The organism is Staphylococcus debuckii (genome assembly GCF_003718735.1).
GTDB classification, from domain to species: Bacteria; Bacillota; Bacilli; order Staphylococcales; family Staphylococcaceae; genus Staphylococcus; species Staphylococcus debuckii.
The window spans coordinates 1,630,424-1,648,139 of sequence record NZ_CP033460.1; the positions used below are offsets into that span (position 1 = coordinate 1,630,424).

18 protein-coding genes are annotated in these 17,716 nt (G+C 33.1%); all 18 read right to left on the reverse strand.

The window, feature by feature from the left end:
• Positions 1 to 44 precede the first annotated feature (44 nt).
• Positions 45 to 668: an MBL fold metallo-hydrolase gene (locus CNQ82_RS07675; RefSeq protein WP_123144794.1), complete on the reverse strand. Its 624-nt coding sequence runs from the start codon at positions 666 to 668 to the stop codon at positions 45 to 47.
• Positions 668 to 997, reverse strand: coding sequence for an MTH1187 family thiamine-binding protein (locus tag CNQ82_RS07680; RefSeq protein WP_095105029.1), 330 nt, complete (start codon positions 995 to 997; stop codon positions 668 to 670). Before CNQ82_RS07680 ends, CNQ82_RS07675 begins: the two co-directional genes overlap by 1 nt.
• Positions 997 to 1,983, reverse strand: coding sequence for an ROK family glucokinase (locus CNQ82_RS07685; protein ID WP_123144795.1), 987 nt, complete (start codon positions 1,981 to 1,983; stop codon positions 997 to 999). Before CNQ82_RS07685 ends, CNQ82_RS07680 begins: the two co-directional genes overlap by 1 nt.
• Positions 1,983 to 2,183 carry a YqgQ family protein gene (locus tag CNQ82_RS07690; protein ID WP_095107267.1) on the reverse strand — a complete coding sequence of 67 codons (201 nt, stop codon included), beginning with the start codon at positions 2,181 to 2,183 and terminating at the stop codon, positions 1,983 to 1,985. Before CNQ82_RS07690 ends, CNQ82_RS07685 begins: the two co-directional genes overlap by 1 nt.
• Entirely contained in the window at positions 2,164 to 3,624 is a 1,461-nt protein-coding gene (locus CNQ82_RS07695) for a rhomboid family protein (RefSeq protein WP_123144796.1), read from the reverse strand. Before CNQ82_RS07695 ends, CNQ82_RS07690 begins: the two co-directional genes overlap by 20 nt.
• A 16-nt stretch (positions 3,625 to 3,640) precedes the next feature.
• Positions 3,641 to 4,183, reverse strand: coding sequence for a 5-formyltetrahydrofolate cyclo-ligase (locus tag CNQ82_RS07700; RefSeq protein ID WP_123144797.1), 543 nt, complete (start codon positions 4,181 to 4,183; stop codon positions 3,641 to 3,643).
• A 201-nt stretch (positions 4,184 to 4,384) separates the two neighbouring features.
• A complete protein-coding gene (locus CNQ82_RS07705; RefSeq protein ID WP_123144798.1) occupies positions 4,385 to 6,430 on the reverse strand; it encodes a peptidoglycan D,D-transpeptidase FtsI family protein in 2,046 nt (681 codons plus the stop codon).
• Positions 6,431 to 6,635: 205 nt separating this feature from the next.
• Positions 6,636 to 7,241 (reverse strand): superoxide dismutase, encoded by a 606-nt coding sequence (locus CNQ82_RS07710; protein WP_095105014.1) that lies wholly within the window; start codon positions 7,239 to 7,241, stop codon positions 6,636 to 6,638.
• Positions 7,242 to 7,444: 203 nt separating this feature from the next.
• On the reverse strand, positions 7,445 to 7,852 hold the full coding sequence (locus CNQ82_RS07715) for a Fur family transcriptional regulator (RefSeq protein WP_123144799.1): 408 nt from the start codon (positions 7,850 to 7,852) through the stop codon (positions 7,445 to 7,447).
• A 5-nt stretch (positions 7,853 to 7,857) separates the two neighbouring features.
• Complete coding sequence (locus CNQ82_RS07720) at positions 7,858 to 8,703, reverse strand: metal ABC transporter permease (RefSeq protein ID WP_123144800.1); 846 nt, start codon at positions 8,701 to 8,703, stop codon at positions 7,858 to 7,860.
• A complete protein-coding gene (locus tag CNQ82_RS07725; RefSeq protein WP_123144801.1) occupies positions 8,703 to 9,473 on the reverse strand; it encodes a metal ABC transporter ATP-binding protein in 771 nt (256 codons plus the stop codon). Before CNQ82_RS07725 ends, CNQ82_RS07720 begins: the two co-directional genes overlap by 1 nt.
• A gap of 139 nt (positions 9,474 to 9,612) precedes the next feature.
• Positions 9,613 to 10,503, reverse strand: coding sequence for a deoxyribonuclease IV (locus CNQ82_RS07730; protein ID WP_123144802.1), 891 nt, complete (start codon positions 10,501 to 10,503; stop codon positions 9,613 to 9,615).
• Between the two features lie 17 nt (positions 10,504 to 10,520).
• The gene (locus tag CNQ82_RS07735) at positions 10,521 to 11,861 is read right to left on the reverse strand and encodes a DEAD/DEAH box helicase (RefSeq protein ID WP_123144803.1); all 1,341 of its coding nucleotides are present in this window, start codon (positions 11,859 to 11,861) and stop codon (positions 10,521 to 10,523) included.
• Between the two features lie 22 nt (positions 11,862 to 11,883).
• On the reverse strand, positions 11,884 to 12,978 hold the full coding sequence (locus CNQ82_RS07740; protein WP_123144804.1) for a Nif3-like dinuclear metal center hexameric protein: 1,095 nt from the start codon (positions 12,976 to 12,978) through the stop codon (positions 11,884 to 11,886).
• On the reverse strand, positions 12,975 to 13,649 hold the full coding sequence (locus CNQ82_RS07745) for a tRNA (adenine(22)-N(1))-methyltransferase (RefSeq protein ID WP_123144805.1): 675 nt from the start codon (positions 13,647 to 13,649) through the stop codon (positions 12,975 to 12,977). The genes CNQ82_RS07740 and CNQ82_RS07745 overlap by 4 nt, the downstream gene beginning before the upstream one ends.
• Before the next feature lie 149 nt (positions 13,650 to 13,798).
• Positions 13,799 to 14,908, reverse strand: a complete 1,110-nt coding sequence (gene rpoD / locus CNQ82_RS07750; protein WP_095104996.1) for an RNA polymerase sigma factor RpoD — start codon at positions 14,906 to 14,908, stop codon at positions 13,799 to 13,801.
• An 84-nt stretch (positions 14,909 to 14,992) separates the two neighbouring features.
• Positions 14,993 to 16,762: a DNA primase gene (dnaG, locus tag CNQ82_RS07755; RefSeq protein WP_123144806.1), complete on the reverse strand. Its 1,770-nt coding sequence runs from the start codon at positions 16,760 to 16,762 to the stop codon at positions 14,993 to 14,995.
• A 120-nt stretch (positions 16,763 to 16,882) separates the two neighbouring features.
• Positions 16,883 to 17,704 carry a pyruvate, water dikinase regulatory protein gene (locus CNQ82_RS07760; RefSeq protein WP_123144807.1) on the reverse strand — a complete coding sequence of 274 codons (822 nt, stop codon included), beginning with the start codon at positions 17,702 to 17,704 and terminating at the stop codon, positions 16,883 to 16,885.
• Between the last annotated feature and the right edge of the window lie 12 nt (positions 17,705 to 17,716).

Below are 17,716 nucleotides of genomic sequence, written 5' to 3' on the forward strand. Positions count from 1 at the left end.
AACGTAGAAGGTGAGGGAATTTCTTTTAATTTATGAAATTTCTTTTAACCATGAAGATATGGATTTAATTGTTCATCGTTGACAGTCGTTGAAGAACCGTGCCCTGGATATAACGGTAAGTCGCCTTCAATTTCAAAAATTTTATCTTGAATTGAATCGACTAAAGTCTCATAATCACCGCGGTATAAATCAGTTCGACCTATGCCGTTGTTGAATAATGTGTCTCCTACGACTGCGAAATCGTTAAATACATAAGTTAAACTGCCAGGTGAATGTCCTGGTGTATGAAATACTTGTACCTCGAAACCGCCAATATTGTGAGCACCCTCATCTAATGATTGAGGCGTCGCTGAACTCTTAACAGGTTCTAAACCATATTGCTGAAATTTTGATGACCCATTTTTACTGCTGTCAGTTAAGAAATCAAATTCCTCTTCATGCAAATATACAGGAACATCATATTCGTTTAATACGTCGTCTAAAGCACCAATATGGTCAAAATGGGCATGTGTTAAAATAATTGCTTTTAAGGGTTTATCGATTGATTTAAGCTTGTTTATGATTTTTTCTCCATCACTAGATGGATCTACTAGTAATAAACTATTTTCATCCTCAATAAAGTAAGTATTGGTATCAGCAATACCAAGTGTCAAAGATGAAATATTCATTATTGATCACCACTCATTTTGTCTAATTGTTTTTGAACAGATACCAATTTGTCGTTCATTTTGCGAGATTTATCACGACGGTCATCTATTCTTATATTAGTACATACCCTTTCTAATCCTTTATCAAAAGGTAATTCATGAATAGCTTGAACAACTTTAAATAAATCTTCTAAATCACCTTCAATTAACGTATTCATTGGTGTTAATTGATAATCAATCAAGCCTTGTTCCTTAAATTCTTTTAGCTTAGTTTGAATCTCAGCGATATATTTACTGACGCTAGGTCCTTCTGTTCCAACAGGAATCACTACTACATCTACTATTGCCATTATTCAACTCTCTCCTCATCTATAACATAAGTTTTAATTAAACCAGCTGCACCTGCAATACCTGCATCGTTGCCTAGTTGAGCTTTAACTATTTCAGTTCCGTTTTGAGCTGGAGTAAATGTCAAATTACGATACTCTGTTTTAATATTCTCTATTAAAATATCGCCTGCTTCAGACATGCCGCCACCCAAAATAATATATTTCGGATTACTCATTACACTGATAATACTGCAAGCATATGCAATATAGTTGGCCACTCTTTCTGTTATGAACAAACAGAATAAATCTCCTTTTTTAGAAGCGTCAAAAACATCTTTTGCAGTTACACGATCTTCTTTAATAAGTTCTAAAATAGAAGATTTAATTGTTAATTTAGGATGGTAAAATTTGACCAAATTAACTACACCAGTGGCTGAAGCAACTGTTTCTAAACAACCGTATTTTCCGCAATTACAGGCAAATCTTTGATCGAAATCTACTCTGAAATGACCGATTTCTGCACCAGAACCATTATGGCCATGGACAAGTTTACCATTAGAAATAATGCCGCCGCCTACTCCTGTACCTAAAGTTATAGCTACAACATCATCCGCGTCATGACCTGCGCCTTTGTGTTTTTCACCTAAAGCTGCTGCATTAGCATCATTATCTACAAATACTGGAAAGCTGACATATTGAGAAAAAATTTCTCTAATATTCACATCGCCAGGCCAGTTTAGGTTGACTGCCCCATGAACTACTCCCGTTTCAAAATCAACAGGTCCAGGGACGCCCATGCCTAATCCTATTACATCTTCTAATTTAAGATTGAGTTCAGTCAATTTTTGTACAAAAGCACTATAGACCGATTTAAGCAAAACTACTCCTGTTGGGTCACTAATATCTGTTTGTATTGACCACTTCGCCAGTCTATCTAGATGTTTATCAAAAATACCTAACTTACATGTTGTACCGCCAACATCAGCTGCCAATATTAAATTTTTCATTACTTACTCATCCTTCTTTGATTGATAATTAGAATACACTTAATAAATGTGTCTTTGGAAATGAGTTGATATTCATGAAGCTCCCTAATCTCTTGTTCCATCATTTCTAGCATATCTTGCTTATCCTTAAAATAGATAATAAAACCGAATTGCTTTAATAATTGCTGCACATCATAAAAACTATTTATCTGTTGATTCATTGTCATTCGCCAACTCTTCTTTAAGATATTTATATTTTTCATTATGTGGATGATTGCTATAAGCGATTTTAATATACTTCAAAGCAGATTTTTTATCGCCTAATGAACGATTTGCAATTGCTAATTCATAATTCAAAATTCCAGATTCAGGATAATATTTAAGTCCGCGTTCCCATGTGGAAATGCCTTCTGCTTTAGAATCTTTAGTTGCTTTAATCAGGCCGCTTAAATAATATGTCTCATCATCTTCATAACCTTTATTTATAGTGTGTTCTACAAGTTGCGATGCTTTATTATAATTCCCTTCATTCATTTCATCTCTTATTAACTTATCATAAATATTATCTTCTTTGATAGTTAAAGTTCTTATAAGTAGGAGAATTGTCAATAACACCATTATCCCGAGTGAGATCCAAAAATATTTGCGATTCACTTTATAATAATAACCTATAAATGTAATTAAGATTCCACCGATAAAACCGCCGATATGGGCGAAGATATTCACATTAGAAATAAATAACGAAACTAGTGTCAAAAGCAAAAGCACACCAATCAGTTGAAATAATGTTTTACGATCGTATTGTTTGCCGATGAACATCATAGCAAATAGTGAACCAATCAAACCGAAGATTGCGCCGCTCGCACCAACTGAGATAGAAGCGCTATCTATAGCAAGTGAAACAAGGTTTCCAAATATTCCCGAAATCAAATAGATGCCCAGCATTCGCCAATGACCAACGATTGCTTCTACAAGCTTACCAAAAATAAATAATGAGAGCATATTCATCAGTATATGTTCAAAATTAAAGTGTAGAAACATCGAAGTAATTAATCTGTACCATTCACCGTGCACCACATTAAAATGAACTAATCCGCCTACATCAATCATCCGGTTATCCGAGAATATATTGAGGATTAGAAACATATAAAGCCAAATTATCACATTTAAAGCAATTAATCCGTATGTTACAGGAGCAAATTTCATCATGTATTTTTCTAATGGATTATTACTTTGTACTCTTTTTTTATAATAAAGTGAAGTTTTATCGTTATTTTGTGAGTAAAGACGAATAAGAAGAGGATTGGGAAATATCTTGTTTAAATCTTTCATATTTCTAATCACATTGAACTTCATTTTAATCGGATGTACTTCGTTAAGATTTTCATATGTAAAAATCTTTTCAGTCAAATAGTAAAAATCAACCTCTTTGATTTTAAAACCCGTAAATTCTGATATTTCTTTTTCGTGCTCTTGGACACGACTCTTATCAAAACGAATTTCTTGAGAACTATTGACATCTGTTTTAAAAATAACAATTTTATGTTTTCTTTTATTGCTTAACCATATTTCTGAGTCTTCCTTATTTCTGTATGCAATTTCGTAGTTCAAATATCGAATCCAATAATAAATTAATTTCCAAAATTGTTTTTCTATTCTCATGAGGCCTCCAAATAATTTACTTTGTTTTAGCGATAATTAAGCGTTCAACTTTTTCATCATGACTTTCAGTAGTGAAATCATTATTCACTTGAATATCATAAATCAAGCTAATAGTAGCTGCGCTATGTTGACTTAAAAATTTATCAAAATAGCCGCCGCCATAACCAATTCGGTAACCATAATTATTAAAAACTACACCTGGTACTATTATTAGATCTAATTGATCTGTTTTTTCAGTGGGTGCATTCACATATTTAATACCTTTTTCATCTACTGCTAATGTTGATAAATCTGTTAGACGCTGAAAAGTCATTTTCTTAGTAGAGTATTCAGTAGCAGGAACGAAAGCTTGTTTATTTTGTTTAATAATTTCTTTAATAATTGGATAAGTATTCACTTCGTGATCCATTGCTAAGACAATACCTATTTTTTGAGCATTTTTATACTCTTCTGTCGAAAAGAGTTGTTCAGCCAGCCACTGATCGGCTTTATCTTTTACACTCTTATCTATATTTTTCATGTGTTTCAAGGTTTCTTTTCGAAAATCAGACTTCTTCATAATACCCCTACTTTAATTAATAATTTGATATATATATTATAACGTTTCTCAGATTAAGTGTCATTAAAGTTAAAATAGAAAACTTCTCTAGTTATTAAAGCGTTTGATTGCTGCTCATATAAAAAACTCCCTATAAAGTTTTCACTGTTTAAGTGTTTGCTTTATAGGGAGTATCTCATTTACGCTTTCATTGTATATAGCTTATTTTTTATCTTTAAAATAATAATTGATAACATCTCTACCAAGGTCTCCACCTTGCAACCAAGGTTCTGGAACAGGTTGGTTAGTATAAACTATAGAGAATGAAAGTTGAGGGTCATCTTTAGGAGCATAACCAATATATGTTGAATTAACTCTTGGCTCTCCATTTTGAAATACCTCTGCGGTACCTGTTTTACCAGCTGAAGGAACTACGGTATTATGGAAACTTTGATATCCGGTACCTGGGACTTTATTGAATGCCATATCGAATCCGCCTTGAACTTCCTTAATTTGGTCAGGCGTGTTATTAACTCTATTTAATACATTGCCTTTTATTTTATGTTTCACAGGTCCTAAATTATCTTTATTTGTTGCTTTTCTGATTTCTAAACCGACATGCGGTTGAATACGATAACCATTGTTAGCAATTGTTGATACATATTGAGAAAGTTGGAGCGGTGAATAGGTATCGTATTGTCCTATTGCTAAATCTAAATAATTACCGCTATTTGTATCTAGTTTTTCAATTTGTCCAGCTACTTCATTTGGTAAATCAATGCCAGTTTTAACACCTAATCCGACTTGATTTAAACCTTTTCTCAATTTTTGACCTGCATCCGCAATATTATTTGGAAGTGGCATATTATAATGATATGGATCTTTCGCTAATTTTAAAGCAGTTTTAAACATGTAAACGTTTGATGAATGCATTAACGCTTCTTTATCATTGATTCTTACTTTGCCGTCTTGGTTGAAGTAAGAGCGTTTAGTAAGACCGCCTTGGAAATGTAACGGCTCATCGACCATTTCTTCTCCAACATGGATTGCCCCATTTTGATAACCTGCAAGTAAAGTTCCGCCTTTTACAGATGAACCCACTGTATATTGGGATGTGAAGTTACCAATATCATAATCAGTCATTTCACCGTTTGGCTTAATCTTTTTACCTGCCATAGCAAGTACATCGCCATTCTTCGGATCTTGAACTACAATCATAGCTGTATCCATATTTTTAGCGCCTTCGCTACGTAATTTATTAATTTGTTTTTCTAGTGCATCTTCAACTTTTTTCTGTAAATCAACATCAATTGATAATACTAAGTCATCACCACGGGAACCAGGGTTTATAACTTCTGTATTTGTAATTGCGCCTGATTTATCTGTTGTATATTTCATTTCTTTTTTCTTTCCTCGTAATATGCTCTCATATTGATATTCGAGGTAAGATTTTCCTACGCGGTCGTTTCTTGAATAGCCTTTTGATAAATAGTAATCAGTTAATTCTTTAGGAATTCCTTCTTCGGTTGTGGATACATCACCGAATAATCCTCTTAACAAATCACCATATGGATATTTTCGATCCCAATCCATAGATGTATTAATACCTGGTAATTTTGATAATTGTTGAGAAACTGCAGCATATTCTTTTTCAGTTACACCTTTGTTTTTAATAGTTTGCGGGTTTAATGTTGAACCGGCCATCATTTCTCTGTAGATTGCTAATACTTGCAAATCTTTTTTAGTTAATTGTTTAAGTTGTTTTTCTTTAATCTTGTTGTGTAGTTCTTCGTCATACTGTTCTTGAGAAATATCACCATCATTTAACATTTTTTCTTCTTTTTTCATCATATTTGCTGCTTTATTAGGATGTAATTGAATCCAAAAATCTTGTTCATCTCGCTTAGTTATATGATCAGTATCCATTTTGATAAGTTTTGATAAACGTTTTGCTGTATCTAAGATTTCTTTCTGTGAAGTTTTGCGGCCTCTTGTATATGTAATAGACTTTTTAGAAGCATTATCAACCAAAATTTTACCATTTCTATCCAGAATTCTTCCTCTTGGTACTGATTCATTGACAGTAATATTTTCATCATTTTTAATGAGTTGCTTATAATGAGAACCTTGTGCAATTTGTAAGTAACCTAACCGTAAAACAATGATTACAAATACTATGACAACTAGACCAAAGAAGAAACTGATTCTTTTATCCATCAGACTTCTAGTTTTTTCATCGTTTGATTTTTCTTTTAACCTTTTTAACAAAACAACCTACCTCAATTCAACAGTTCTCTAAACAAATGATATATGAAAACGAAACTTTTTTCTATGATTTGTATTGAATTCCTGTCATAAATTTGTAATTGTGCGTTAAACTGAACGTTATGTAAAATATTGTAAAAGAAAAACAGTAACCGGAATAACCGATTACTGTTTGTGTAGATACTAGTTTAATTGGTATAACCTAGTATTATTTTGTTGCAGCTTCATAAAGTTCGTCAACTTTATTCCAGTTAACAACATTCCAGAATGCATCAATATAATCTGGACGTTTATTTTGATATTTAAGGTAATAAGCATGTTCCCAAACATCTAAGCCTAAAATAGGAGTTTTGCCTTCTGTAATAGGATTGTCTTGGTTAGGAGTAGAAACGATTTCTAATTTACCGTTTTTATCTACAACTAGCCATGCCCAACCTGAACCAAATTGTCCAGCAGCTTTTTTAGCAAATTCATCTTTGAATTTATCTAATGAACCCCATTCTTCTTTAATTTTATCAATTACAGTACCTTTTTCTTCAGAATTAGGTGTAAGAAGTTGCCAGAATAATGAATGGTTTAAGTGTCCCCCACCATTATTACGAACTGCAGTTTGGATGTCTGATGGTACGCTGTCTAAATTAGCAACGATTTCTTCGATTGATTTGTTTTCTAAATCAGTACCTTCGATTGCTGCATTTAATTTTGTTACATAAGTGTTATGGTGTTTGTCATGATGGATTTCCATTGTTTCTTTGTCGATATATGGTTCCAATGCATCAAACTCGTATGGTAAATTTGGTAATTCAAAAGCCATAAATAATCATCCTCCTAATTTGTTTTCATCTTAACTATATCAAGTCATGAGAGAGCTTACAATTTTAATGCTTATATTATAAGTTCATCAAGACTTTATTATCTCCACCTAATATTTATCACTTTATAGAGAGTTTTAAACATAAAAAAACAAATTCCGAACTAGTGTCGTTCAGAATTTGTTGAGATGCGGCTATGAAATTATTATTGGCAGTTTTCGCAAATGCCATATACTTCTAATTTATGAGTGTGTATTAAAACTCCTGGCAATTGTGCTTGAATTGCTTCCATCGGACAATGATCAATAATTTTAGTTTCTCCACATACTTCACAAATAAAGTGGTGGTGGTGATGATGCGCACATGCAATACGGAATTTCATTTCGCCATCTAATTCTGTATTTTCAATAATTCCAAGATCTTTAAATAAATAAAGATTTCTATAAATTGTATCAAACGAAATACCTGGAAATTTTGAGTCCATACGTTGTTGAATGGCTTTCGCACTGATATATTTATCTTCATTTACAAATATATCAATAATCATTTTTCGTTTATCTGTATATTTATGACCTTCGTCTTTTAAAATTTTAATAGCGTCAGTCGTATTCATACTAATTAACTCCTTTTTTTAACTTTCACACGCAATGTTTGAATTGACATTGTGGCTACTAATATCAATACTAATAAGACTACAATAACACCGCCTGGCGATAAGTTGAGATAAAAAGCAATTATTAATCCACCGATTACTGAAAGTTCACCTAATATTATACTTAAAATAATAAGTTGCTTAAATCCTTTAGTAATTCTCATAGCAATTGCAACGGGTAGTGTCATGAGCGCGCTTACTAAGAGTATTCCTACTACTCGCATAGAAGCTGAAACTACCATAGCAACTATGACTATAAATAAGAACTGAATCCATTTTGGTATTCCGATAACTCTACTGTATTCTTCATCAAAAGAAAGAATAAATAACTCTTTATAAAAAGAAAAAATAAATACCATTACTATAATAGCTATGATAACTACAGTAATCATATCACTCAACGAAACAGCACTGATAGAACCAAATAGCAAAGCAACTAATTCTTGATTGAATCCATCAGCTAAGGATATAAATATCGCACTTAAACCTATTCCTGCACTCATAATAATCGGGATAGCGATTTCTTGATAATTTTTATATGAAGTACGCAATTTTTCAATTAATAATGCACCCACTACTGCAAAAAGTATACCACCCCACATAGGGTTGATAGAAGCAAAAATCGGTGACAGAGTGGTCAGCAGCATTCCGAATGAAATACCGCCTAAAGTTACGTGACTTAAAGCGTCTGCAATTAACGACAATCTACGCACCACAATAAAAGCACCTATAAAGGGTGCGATAAAGCCGATAAGAATACCGCTGATAAGAGAGTACCTCATAAAATCAAAGTTTAATAATGCATCAATCATTAGTTACAGCACTCCCTTTCGTGTTGATGGTCCACAAATTTAATAGGATAGCCGTAAATCTTAGAAATCTCAACTTGATCTAATGATTTAAATTCTTTTGCAGAACCGTGGAAATGCAAATGTTTATTTAAACATGCAACTTGTGTCGCTGTATCAACTACAACTCCGATATCATGTGTAACTAAAATTATGGTTACACCCTCTTGTTTCAATTGTTCTAATGTTTCATAAAACTCGCTTACATGTTTTGCATCAATGCCGTTAGTCGGTTCATCTAGTATGAGGACAGACGGATCCGAAATAAGCGCACGGGCAATTAACACACGCTGCTGCTGTCCCCCTGATAATTCAGCGATATTTTTATGAAGCAGAAATTCGATGTTTAAGCGTTTCAATATATCTTTAACCTTCTGCACATCTTTCTTATTAAACCATTGAAACAAGTGTTTTTGTTTAGTTAGACCGCTTAGAACTACTTCTTTAACGCTGGCTGGAAATCCAGCATTAAAAGCAGAAGCTTTTTGAGAAACATAACTGATTTTTAAATCAGAAGCTTTTCTTTGATATTTAATACCATCTATGTACATCTCGCCTGTTTGTAGAGGTAATAATCCCAGCATAACTTTAAGTAATGTAGATTTACCTGCGCCATTTGGCCCTACAATTGCTAAGAAGTCACCTTTATAAATTTTAATATTAATATTTTCTAATACTTTTTTTGTATCAAAATGGTAATTGATATTTTTCAATTCAAATACAGGAGTTGTCATGATTTCACCTCGCTACAAATATAACCTTGTTTTCTAATTATGTAAATTGTAATGCTTACGATTAAGACGCTAAAATAAGAGCGGGACTGAAATAATATTCATTTAATTTATTTCAACGTCCCACTCTAATAACAGCATCTTATTCAGCCATAATGATCTCTTTCATATTAGGATTAAATGTTTGGGATTCTAACATTTCGATTTCGTGTTTATACGGAGGTCGCTTATTTTTTTTATCTTCTCCTACGAATGGTGTCTCTAAGATTTTCGGAATATCTTCAAACACTTCATGATGTACGATGTAGTTTAAAGCATCAAATCCGATATGGCCAAAACCAATATTTTCATGGCGGTCTTTATGAGCGCCTATTTCATTTTTACTGTCATTCAAATGCAACACTTTGATTCTATCTAATCCTATTATTTTATCGAATTCTTCTAAAACAGAATCAAAATCATCTTTAACTTTATAACCAGCGTCATGCGTATGACATGTATCAAAACAAATAGAAAGCCGTTCGTTATGGTTTACGCCATCTATGATTTGTGCAAGTTCTTCGAAAGTTCTTCCGACTTCTGAACCTTTACCAGCCATCGTTTCTAATGCAATACGTACATCATTTTCATTTGTTAATACTTCATTAAGTCCTTCGATAATTTTTTTGATTCCTGCTTCTGAACCTGCACCAACATGCGAACCAGGATGTAAAACAATATCTTTAGCTCCGATTGCTTCAGTACGTTCAATTTCTTTTTGTAAAAAGTCTACGCCTAGCTCAAATACATGCGGCTTTTGAGTATTAGCAATATTAATGATATAAGGCGCATGGACAACTATGTTTGATAAGCCATATTCTTTCATTGCTTCATGTCCAGCTTCGATATTTAAATCTTCAATTGCTTTACGACGCGTATTTTGAGGAGCGCCTGTATATATCATAAATGTTTTTTCATTTAAACGATGTGCTTCTTCTGCAGAACCTTGCAACATTTTTTTGCCATTCATGGAAACGTGAGAACCTATTAACACTTTTATCCACCTTACCCTTATCTATTTTTACGTTGTTCTTTATTTTTGCGTTTACTATATTGTTTTCGCTCTTGGCGTTTTAAGTTTTCTAATTCTTTTTTAAACTTTTTCTTATAACCAGGTTTAACTTTTTTCTTGTTGCCGCGTTTAATTTTACGTTTAACTTGAGTTGTTAAATGATCATCTTTATTTTCACGCGTTTTTCGAGTATTATGCGCCTTAATAGGCACTATTTCTCCATTTTTAATATCTACATCTTCAAAATGATAGCCTTTTTCTTCGATGTCGTTTATCAAGTCTTCTTCATCTGGTGTGAACAACGTGAAAGCTTCACCTTTGTATTGACCTCGGCCAGTTCGTCCTACGCGGTGAGTAAAGAAATCAATATCTTTAGGTACATCAAAATTGATGACATGACTCACTCCTTCAATATCGATTCCTCTTGAAGCTAAATCACTTGCAATTACATATTGGAAATCTAAATTTCTAATGCGTTTCATTTGTTGTTTGCGCTCACGTGGGGATAATCCACCATGAATCATACCGATTTTTAATCCATCAGCTATAAGTTCTTCTGCCAGCTCATCTGCATTTTCTCTGCTATTGCAAAAAATGATACATAAATAAGGATTTAATATTTTTATTAAGGACTTAGTCTTATCAACTTTCGCCGCACCTTTTGTTGGAATTAGGTAAAAGTCAATATTTTTCTTATTTTGCGTCTTATTATCGACTTCAATTAATTCTGGTTGATTCAAATATTTATTTAAAAACGGATGTAAAGATTTAGGTATCGTTGCACTGAATACTGCGATATTCGCATCGTCTTCTAATCGAGCAGCGATATGGTCCACATCTTCAATTAAACCTAAATCGATCATTAAGTCAGCTTCATCAACAACTAAGTAGTTTGCTAAATGTGTATGCAAAGTACCGTCTTTAGATAGATCGTTGATTCTAGTCGGTGTGCCAATTACAAGTTGCGGTTGTATATTGCAACGCTGTTTATCTCTTTCAAAGTCAGTACCGCCGATGAATAAAGAAACTTTGACCTCCTTTTTAAATTCAGCTAAATGCTGCGCGGCATTATTAAGCTGTTGAGCCAATTCTCTTGTTGGTGCAACTACAATCGCTTGAGGTTCTTGGATAGATGGATCAATACTTTGCATTAGTGGTAAAAGAAATGCGTGTGATTTACCTGTACCGGTTTGAGATTGTCCAATTATACTTGTCCCTTTTAAAATTTTAGGAATAACTCTTTGTTGGATTTCAGTTGGCTGATTAAAATTTAAATCTGAGACTGCTTCTATAAGCTGATCATCTAAATCAAATTGTTCAAATGGATGTTGTTTCGCCATTAGTAAATCCCTCCTTTTTTATTTATACGTAGTTAAATGGATCTGTGTTTAAATCTGATGCAATTATCTTGAATGCTGGTTGATTCAACCATTCTTGCAATAAGTGTTTGAGTCCTTCTTTCATAACATATTCACTGTAGTGGTTAATATCAACTAAATTGATATTTTCTGTTTTTGCATCTAATGCGTCATGATGCTTAATATCTCCTGTCACAAAAACATCTGCACCTTTGTGTATAGCGTACTTTTCAAAACCAATACCAGAACCGCCGATAATAGCGACTTTGTTAATTAATGAATTGGGATTGCCTGTAAATCTAACACTTGGCAAATTTAAAGCTTCTTTAGCATTGAGCGCAAACTCTTTTAAAGTTACTTGATTTTTTAAAGAACCTATTACTCCTAACCCTCTATCTATCTGTTTAGTTAAAGGAATAAAATCGTAGACTGGGGTCTCGTAGGGATGCAATTCATTAATATAATACTCAGCTTGATGACGTTGATGATTTTGGATCATAAATTCTAATTTTAATTCTGACACTGATTCTATCTCATTGAGATTTCCAATATGAGGATTTGCTTCGCCTATTGGTTTGAATTGTCCTTCGCCTACAGTTGAAAAGAAACAATGTTCATAATTGCCTTCTGAAGCAAAGCCGGCTTGACTCATTTTTTCTTTAAAGTCGACAGCATTTTCTTTTGGAATAAAGACTTGTACCTTATAATAATTTGTAAACTGAGGTTCAAGAATAGTCGTATTATAAATATCAAGTGTTTGAGCCAACATTGCATTGACACCATGTTGATATACATCTAAATTTGTATGAAGTGCAATTAACTGGACATCGTGTTGAATAATACGTCTTATGATAGTTCCATAACCACTTTCGTTAACATTGCTGATACCTTTAAAAATCAGAGGATGGTGAGCAATTATTGTATTGACATTATTGTTGATTGCTTCGTCCACGATTTCTGCTGTACAATCTAATGTTGTTAAAATTCCCGTAACTTCTTTTTCTTTATCTCCAATAAGCAAACCTACATTATCCCATTCTTCAGCTGATGAAAAAGGGACGTGCTGATTAATAATATTTAGTAATTCTGAAGTTTTCATTTTAACACCTCTTGAATCATTTTAATTTCGTTATTAATCTCTGATAATCTGTGGCTGTGTTTATTGCTGTCTAGATTACTTTTTATATTTTCCAAAGCTTCTAATTCTCTATTCCATTTTTTAAAGAATGAATCACTCTTTTGTCTTAATAGGATAGGACCGAATTTCAAATCGTATACATCCGTATCTTCGTTACCAAATTCAGCGACGACTATTTCATAGATATGTCCTTTCTCTTCAATTAGCGCTTCATCAATAATATGATAGTCAATTTGATGTAGTACTTTTCGCAGGGTATAGGTCTGAATATTACTTTGTAAAATGAGACGCGGATGGTTTTTTAATTTTGATTTACCATTCTCAATAATCGAAGCGATAAGAGGTCCGCCCATACCGCAAATAGTGATAGAATCTATTTTATTATTTTCTTCAATAACTTCTAGCCCATTGCCAAGTTTAACATCAATACTTTGATTTAGCCCGTATTTTTCGACATTTAATCGAGCTGCTTCAAATGGTCCTCTAACAACTTCTCCTGCAATAACAGCTTGGCAAAGTTCGTTTTGAATAGCATAAATCGGCAAGTAAGCGTGGTCGGATCCAATATCGGCAAGTAACTGTCCTTTAATATATTGGCTGACTGCTTGTAACCTTTGATTAAGTGCAATCATCTTCAATTCTCCTCTGAATAATAAAAAAAGCGAAACAATATAACCGGTATGTTTGTCTGCAAGTACAATACATGCATAAGAAGAGACTCTTAACTAAGACCTTCTGAGCCAAACATATTCAGCTTATTGTCTCGCTTAAATTTACATAATTAGTCCATGAAATCTTTGAGTCGTTTACTGCGACTAGGATGTCTAAGTTTTCTTAATGCTTTGGCTTCGATTTGACGAATACGTTCTCTTGTAACGCCGAATACTTTACCGACTTCTTCAAGTGTGCGTGTTCTTCCGTCGTCTAAACCAAAACGCAATCTTAGAACATTTTCTTCTCTATCAGTGAGTGTATCCAGAACATCTTCTAATTGTTCTTTTAATAGTTCATAAGCGGCATGATCAGATGGGCTCTGAACTTCTTGGTCCTCGATAAAGTCACCTAAATGACTGTCGTCTTCTTCGCCGATAGGAGTTTCTAAAGAAACGGGTTCTTGAGCGATTTTTAAAATTTCACGTACTTTTTCTGGTGGTAAGTCCATTTCTTCCCCAATTTCTTCTGGAGCAGGATCTCTGCCTAAATCTTGAAGAAGTTGTCTTTGAACACGAATTAATTTATTAATTGTTTCCACCATGTGTACTGGAATACGAATCGTACGTGCTTGGTCAGCAATAGCACGTGTAATCGCTTGACGAATCCACCATGTAGCATATGTTGAAAATTTAAATCCTTTACTGAAATCGAACTTTTCAACAGCTTTAATCAAGCCCATGTTACCTTCTTGGATTAAATCTAAGAATAGCATTCCACGGCCGACATATCTTTTAGCGATACTGACTACTAAACGTAAGTTGGCTTCAGCTAATCTTGCTTTAGCTACTTCATCTCCTTGTTCAATACGTTTTGCTAATTCAATTTCTTCTTGAGCGTTTAATAAATTAACGCGTCCGATTTCTTTCAAATACATACGTACAGGGTCATTAATTTTTACTCCTGGAGGTGCACTCAAATCGTGAGGATTTAATTTTTCGTCTGTATCTGAGCTGTCTTTTTCATTGACAAGATTGATATCATTATCATTTAATTGGTCAAAGAATTCATCCATTTGGTCAGAATCCATTTCGAAATTCTGTAATTTTTCAGCTATTTCTTCGTGACTAAGATGACCTTCTTTTTTACCTTTTTCTAATAATTGTTTTTTTACATCTTCCAAAGTCAATGTCGGATCGATGGTTTGTTTTTTTACTACTTTCACTTGGTTTTCAGACATAAAATGGCCTCCCGAAATTAATATAAGCACATCTTTATATTTAACAAAAAGGTAGAATACTTCTTGTTAATTACTCATAACACATTATTTCATTCTATTCTTATTCATATTAACTATTTTCTCTAAATAGTATTTTTGTAGCTCCATATCACCAATGCGAGCTGCTTCTCTTAATTTTTCATTCAGGGTATCTGAAGTTTCACCATTACGATTATCAGTGATAATATTAATGTAATCTTGCAACTCATATTCATAGGGATTCCTATTTAACAAAAGATTTTCAAGTGAAATCAATGTTTCTCTATCAGCTTCTTGATTACTATATAATAAAGCGGTACTTAAATCATAATGTTCATTTTCAGAATAATAGTCGTGCAAAATATTAAATATACTCTTAAAATGACTATTTGTAAAGTCATCTGATTCAATTTCTTTATTATAATCCAAAAAAACATCTTTGCTAAACATGAAATGTTTTAGTAATTTACGCTCAGCATCTTCCTTTTTACTAAACTGTTGTTTTTCGAAAGTTGGAATTGGCATTTTCGCTTCATTATACTGTGGAGAATGTAGAGCCACTTCATTATTTAGACTATCAAAACTTACTTTAAACAATTCAGAAACGTCTTGCAATACTTTTTTTTGTAAAATGCTTGATTGCATCAGTGAAATATCATCTGTAATCTCTTTTAGATACTTTTCATATGCCATATCATTATGTTCAATTTCATCTTTATGCAAATTCACTTTATATAAAACGAAAGCTTTTCTTTCATGATCCAAATAAGTTCTAAACGCTTCATCACCATATTTAGCAATGTACTCATCTGGGTCCATTTTGGACGGCATCTGTACAACAAATACATTCAAGCCTTGCTGTAATAAATTTTGCCCAGTTTTCAAAGTAGCTTCTTGCCCTGCAAAGTCACCGTCAAACAATAAAGTTACGTTTGAAGTTAATTTCTTTATAAAAGAAATATGTTCTTGCGAAATTTGTGTGCCCATGCTCGCTACTACTTGCTTTATACCTGCTTGATCAGCTTTAATAACATCCATGAACCCTTCAAGTAAAATGAGTTCGTTTTTTTGACGAATTGTTCTTCTCGCTCTATCAACGTTATACAGTAATTTTCTTTTTTGGAAAATTGGAGTTTCTGGGCTATTTAAATATTTCGGCTCTTGATTTTTGTATGTTCGTCCAGAATAGCCTACTGTACGCCCTTGAGCATTTTTCAGAGGGAACATGATACGATCTCTAAATCGATCATAATAACTGAAGTTTTCTTCGTTTCTGGAAAGCAATCCTGCTTCATATGCGAGTTCAATATCGTAACCTTTTTTCTGCAAGAAGTCATGGCAGAAATGAGAATTATCAGGTGCGTAACCAATTTTTCTTTCGTTTAGTAATTCTTCTGTAAATCCTCTAGACTTTAAATAATCTAGTGCTTCTTCTCCTTCAACGGTTTTCATAAGAACATAATGATAATATTCTTGCATTAACTCATGCATTTTAATCATCATCAAGTCATCAGAAGCAATTTGGTTTTGAGCATCGGAATCATTGACGTCTATTTTTATATTTACCCTTTCTCCAAGCTCTTTAACAGCTTCCACGAATGAAACGCCTTTAATTTCTTGCGTAAATTGGAAAACATTGCCTCCTTTTTTACAACCGAAACAATGGCAGATTTGCTTATCTTCAGAAACAGTGAATGAAGGAGTTTTTTCATCATGAAAAGGACACAAGCCTATATAATTGCGTCCCCTTTTTTCTAATTTCACATATTCACTTACAAGATCTAATATATCCGTTTTATCTTTAATTTCATTTATTACTGATTGTTCAATTCGCAATCTAACCACCTGCATAGATTTAGTCATATTATTATATCATTTTATTTATAAATGAGAAGTAATTTGCTCGAATTAATGAAACGCTGATAGCAGTACCAGCGTTTTCATCGATTATTACGATTAATTCATTTTATTTTGCTCAATAATATACATAATATCATTTGCGGTTTCTTCAATCGCTTTATCGGAGACATCAATTACCGGACAACCGATTTTCTTAACGATATTATTAAAATAGTCGAGTTCTTCTTGAATACGCTGACCTGTTGCATATCTTGCTGAATCTCCAAGTCCTAACTGTTTCAAGCGTTCTTTTCTGATTTTATTCAACTTTTCTTCGCTTATTTTCAAAGCCACACATTTTTTTGGATCAATATCAAATAGTGCTTCAGGTGGATTTATTTCAGGAACAATAGGTATATTCATTACCTTATATCGTTTATGCGCTAAAAATTGCGACAAAGGCGTTTTTGATGTGCGAGAAATACCAAGAAGAACAATATCAGCTTTTGGTAAGCCCTTTGGATCTTTACCATCATCATATTTTACCGCAAATTCGATTGCCTCGATTTTTTTAAAATATGCTTCATCAAGTTTATGCACAATACCAGGCTCGCAATAAGGCTGCTCATCGATTTTATCTGTGAGAATACTCATTAATGGTCCCATGATATCGACATGTTTAATTTTATTTTCTGCTAATCTTTCTTCCATATATTGTTTGATTTCTGGTTTTACTAAAGTAAACACTACAATATTCAATTCGTTTTCTTTAGCAACGTCTATCACTTCATCCACGTTTTCTTTTGTTTCAATATATGGATAGCGTACGATTTCACTTTTAAAGTTTTTGGAGCTGAATTGAGAAACACACGCTTTTGCAACTTGTTCTGCAGTTTCCCCTACTGAATCAGATGCAATAATTATTTTTATCTTTTGCATTAATATATTCAC

Bases quoted from the DNA above. Each gene is read 5' to 3' on its own strand.
- CNQ82_RS07710 (WP_095105014.1), bottom strand. From the start codon at position 7,241: ATGGCTTTTGAATTACCAAATTTACCATACGAGTTTGATGCATTGGAA.
- CNQ82_RS07740 (WP_123144804.1), bottom strand. From the start codon at position 12,978: ATGAAAACTTCAGAATTACTAAATATTATTAATCAGCACGTCCCTTTT.
- CNQ82_RS07685 (WP_123144795.1), bottom strand. From the start codon at position 1,983: ATGAAAAATTTAATATTGGCAGCTGATGTTGGCGGTACAACATGTAAG.
- CNQ82_RS07700 (WP_123144797.1), bottom strand. From the start codon at position 4,183: ATGAAGAAGTCTGATTTTCGAAAAGAAACCTTGAAACACATGAAAAAT.
- CNQ82_RS07725 (WP_123144801.1), bottom strand. From the start codon at position 9,473: ATGACAACTCCTGTATTTGAATTGAAAAATATCAATTACCATTTTGAT.
- CNQ82_RS07720 (WP_123144800.1), bottom strand. From the start codon at position 8,703: ATGATTGATGCATTATTAAACTTTGATTTTATGAGGTACTCTCTTATC.
- CNQ82_RS07690 (WP_095107267.1), bottom strand. From the start codon at position 2,183: ATGAATCAACAGATAAATAGTTTTTATGATGTGCAGCAATTATTAAAG.
- CNQ82_RS07680 (WP_095105029.1), bottom strand. From the start codon at position 997: ATGGCAATAGTAGATGTAGTAGTGATTCCTGTTGGAACAGAAGGACCT.
- CNQ82_RS07735 (WP_123144803.1), bottom strand. From the start codon at position 11,861: ATGGCGAAACAACATCCATTTGAACAATTTGATTTAGATGATCAGCTT.
- CNQ82_RS07760 (WP_123144807.1), bottom strand. From the start codon at position 17,704: ATGCAAAAGATAAAAATAATTATTGCATCTGATTCAGTAGGGGAAACT.
- CNQ82_RS07745 (WP_123144805.1), bottom strand. From the start codon at position 13,649: ATGATTGCACTTAATCAAAGGTTACAAGCAGTCAGCCAATATATTAAA.
- rpoD (WP_095104996.1), bottom strand. From the start codon at position 14,908: ATGTCTGAAAACCAAGTGAAAGTAGTAAAAAAACAAACCATCGATCCG.
- CNQ82_RS07675 (WP_123144794.1), bottom strand. From the start codon at position 668: ATGAATATTTCATCTTTGACACTTGGTATTGCTGATACCAATACTTAC.
- CNQ82_RS07695 (WP_123144796.1), bottom strand. From the start codon at position 3,624: ATGAGAATAGAAAAACAATTTTGGAAATTAATTTATTATTGGATTCGA.
- CNQ82_RS07715 (WP_123144799.1), bottom strand. From the start codon at position 7,852: ATGAATACGACTGACGCTATTAAAATTTTAAAAGACGAAGGTCATAAA.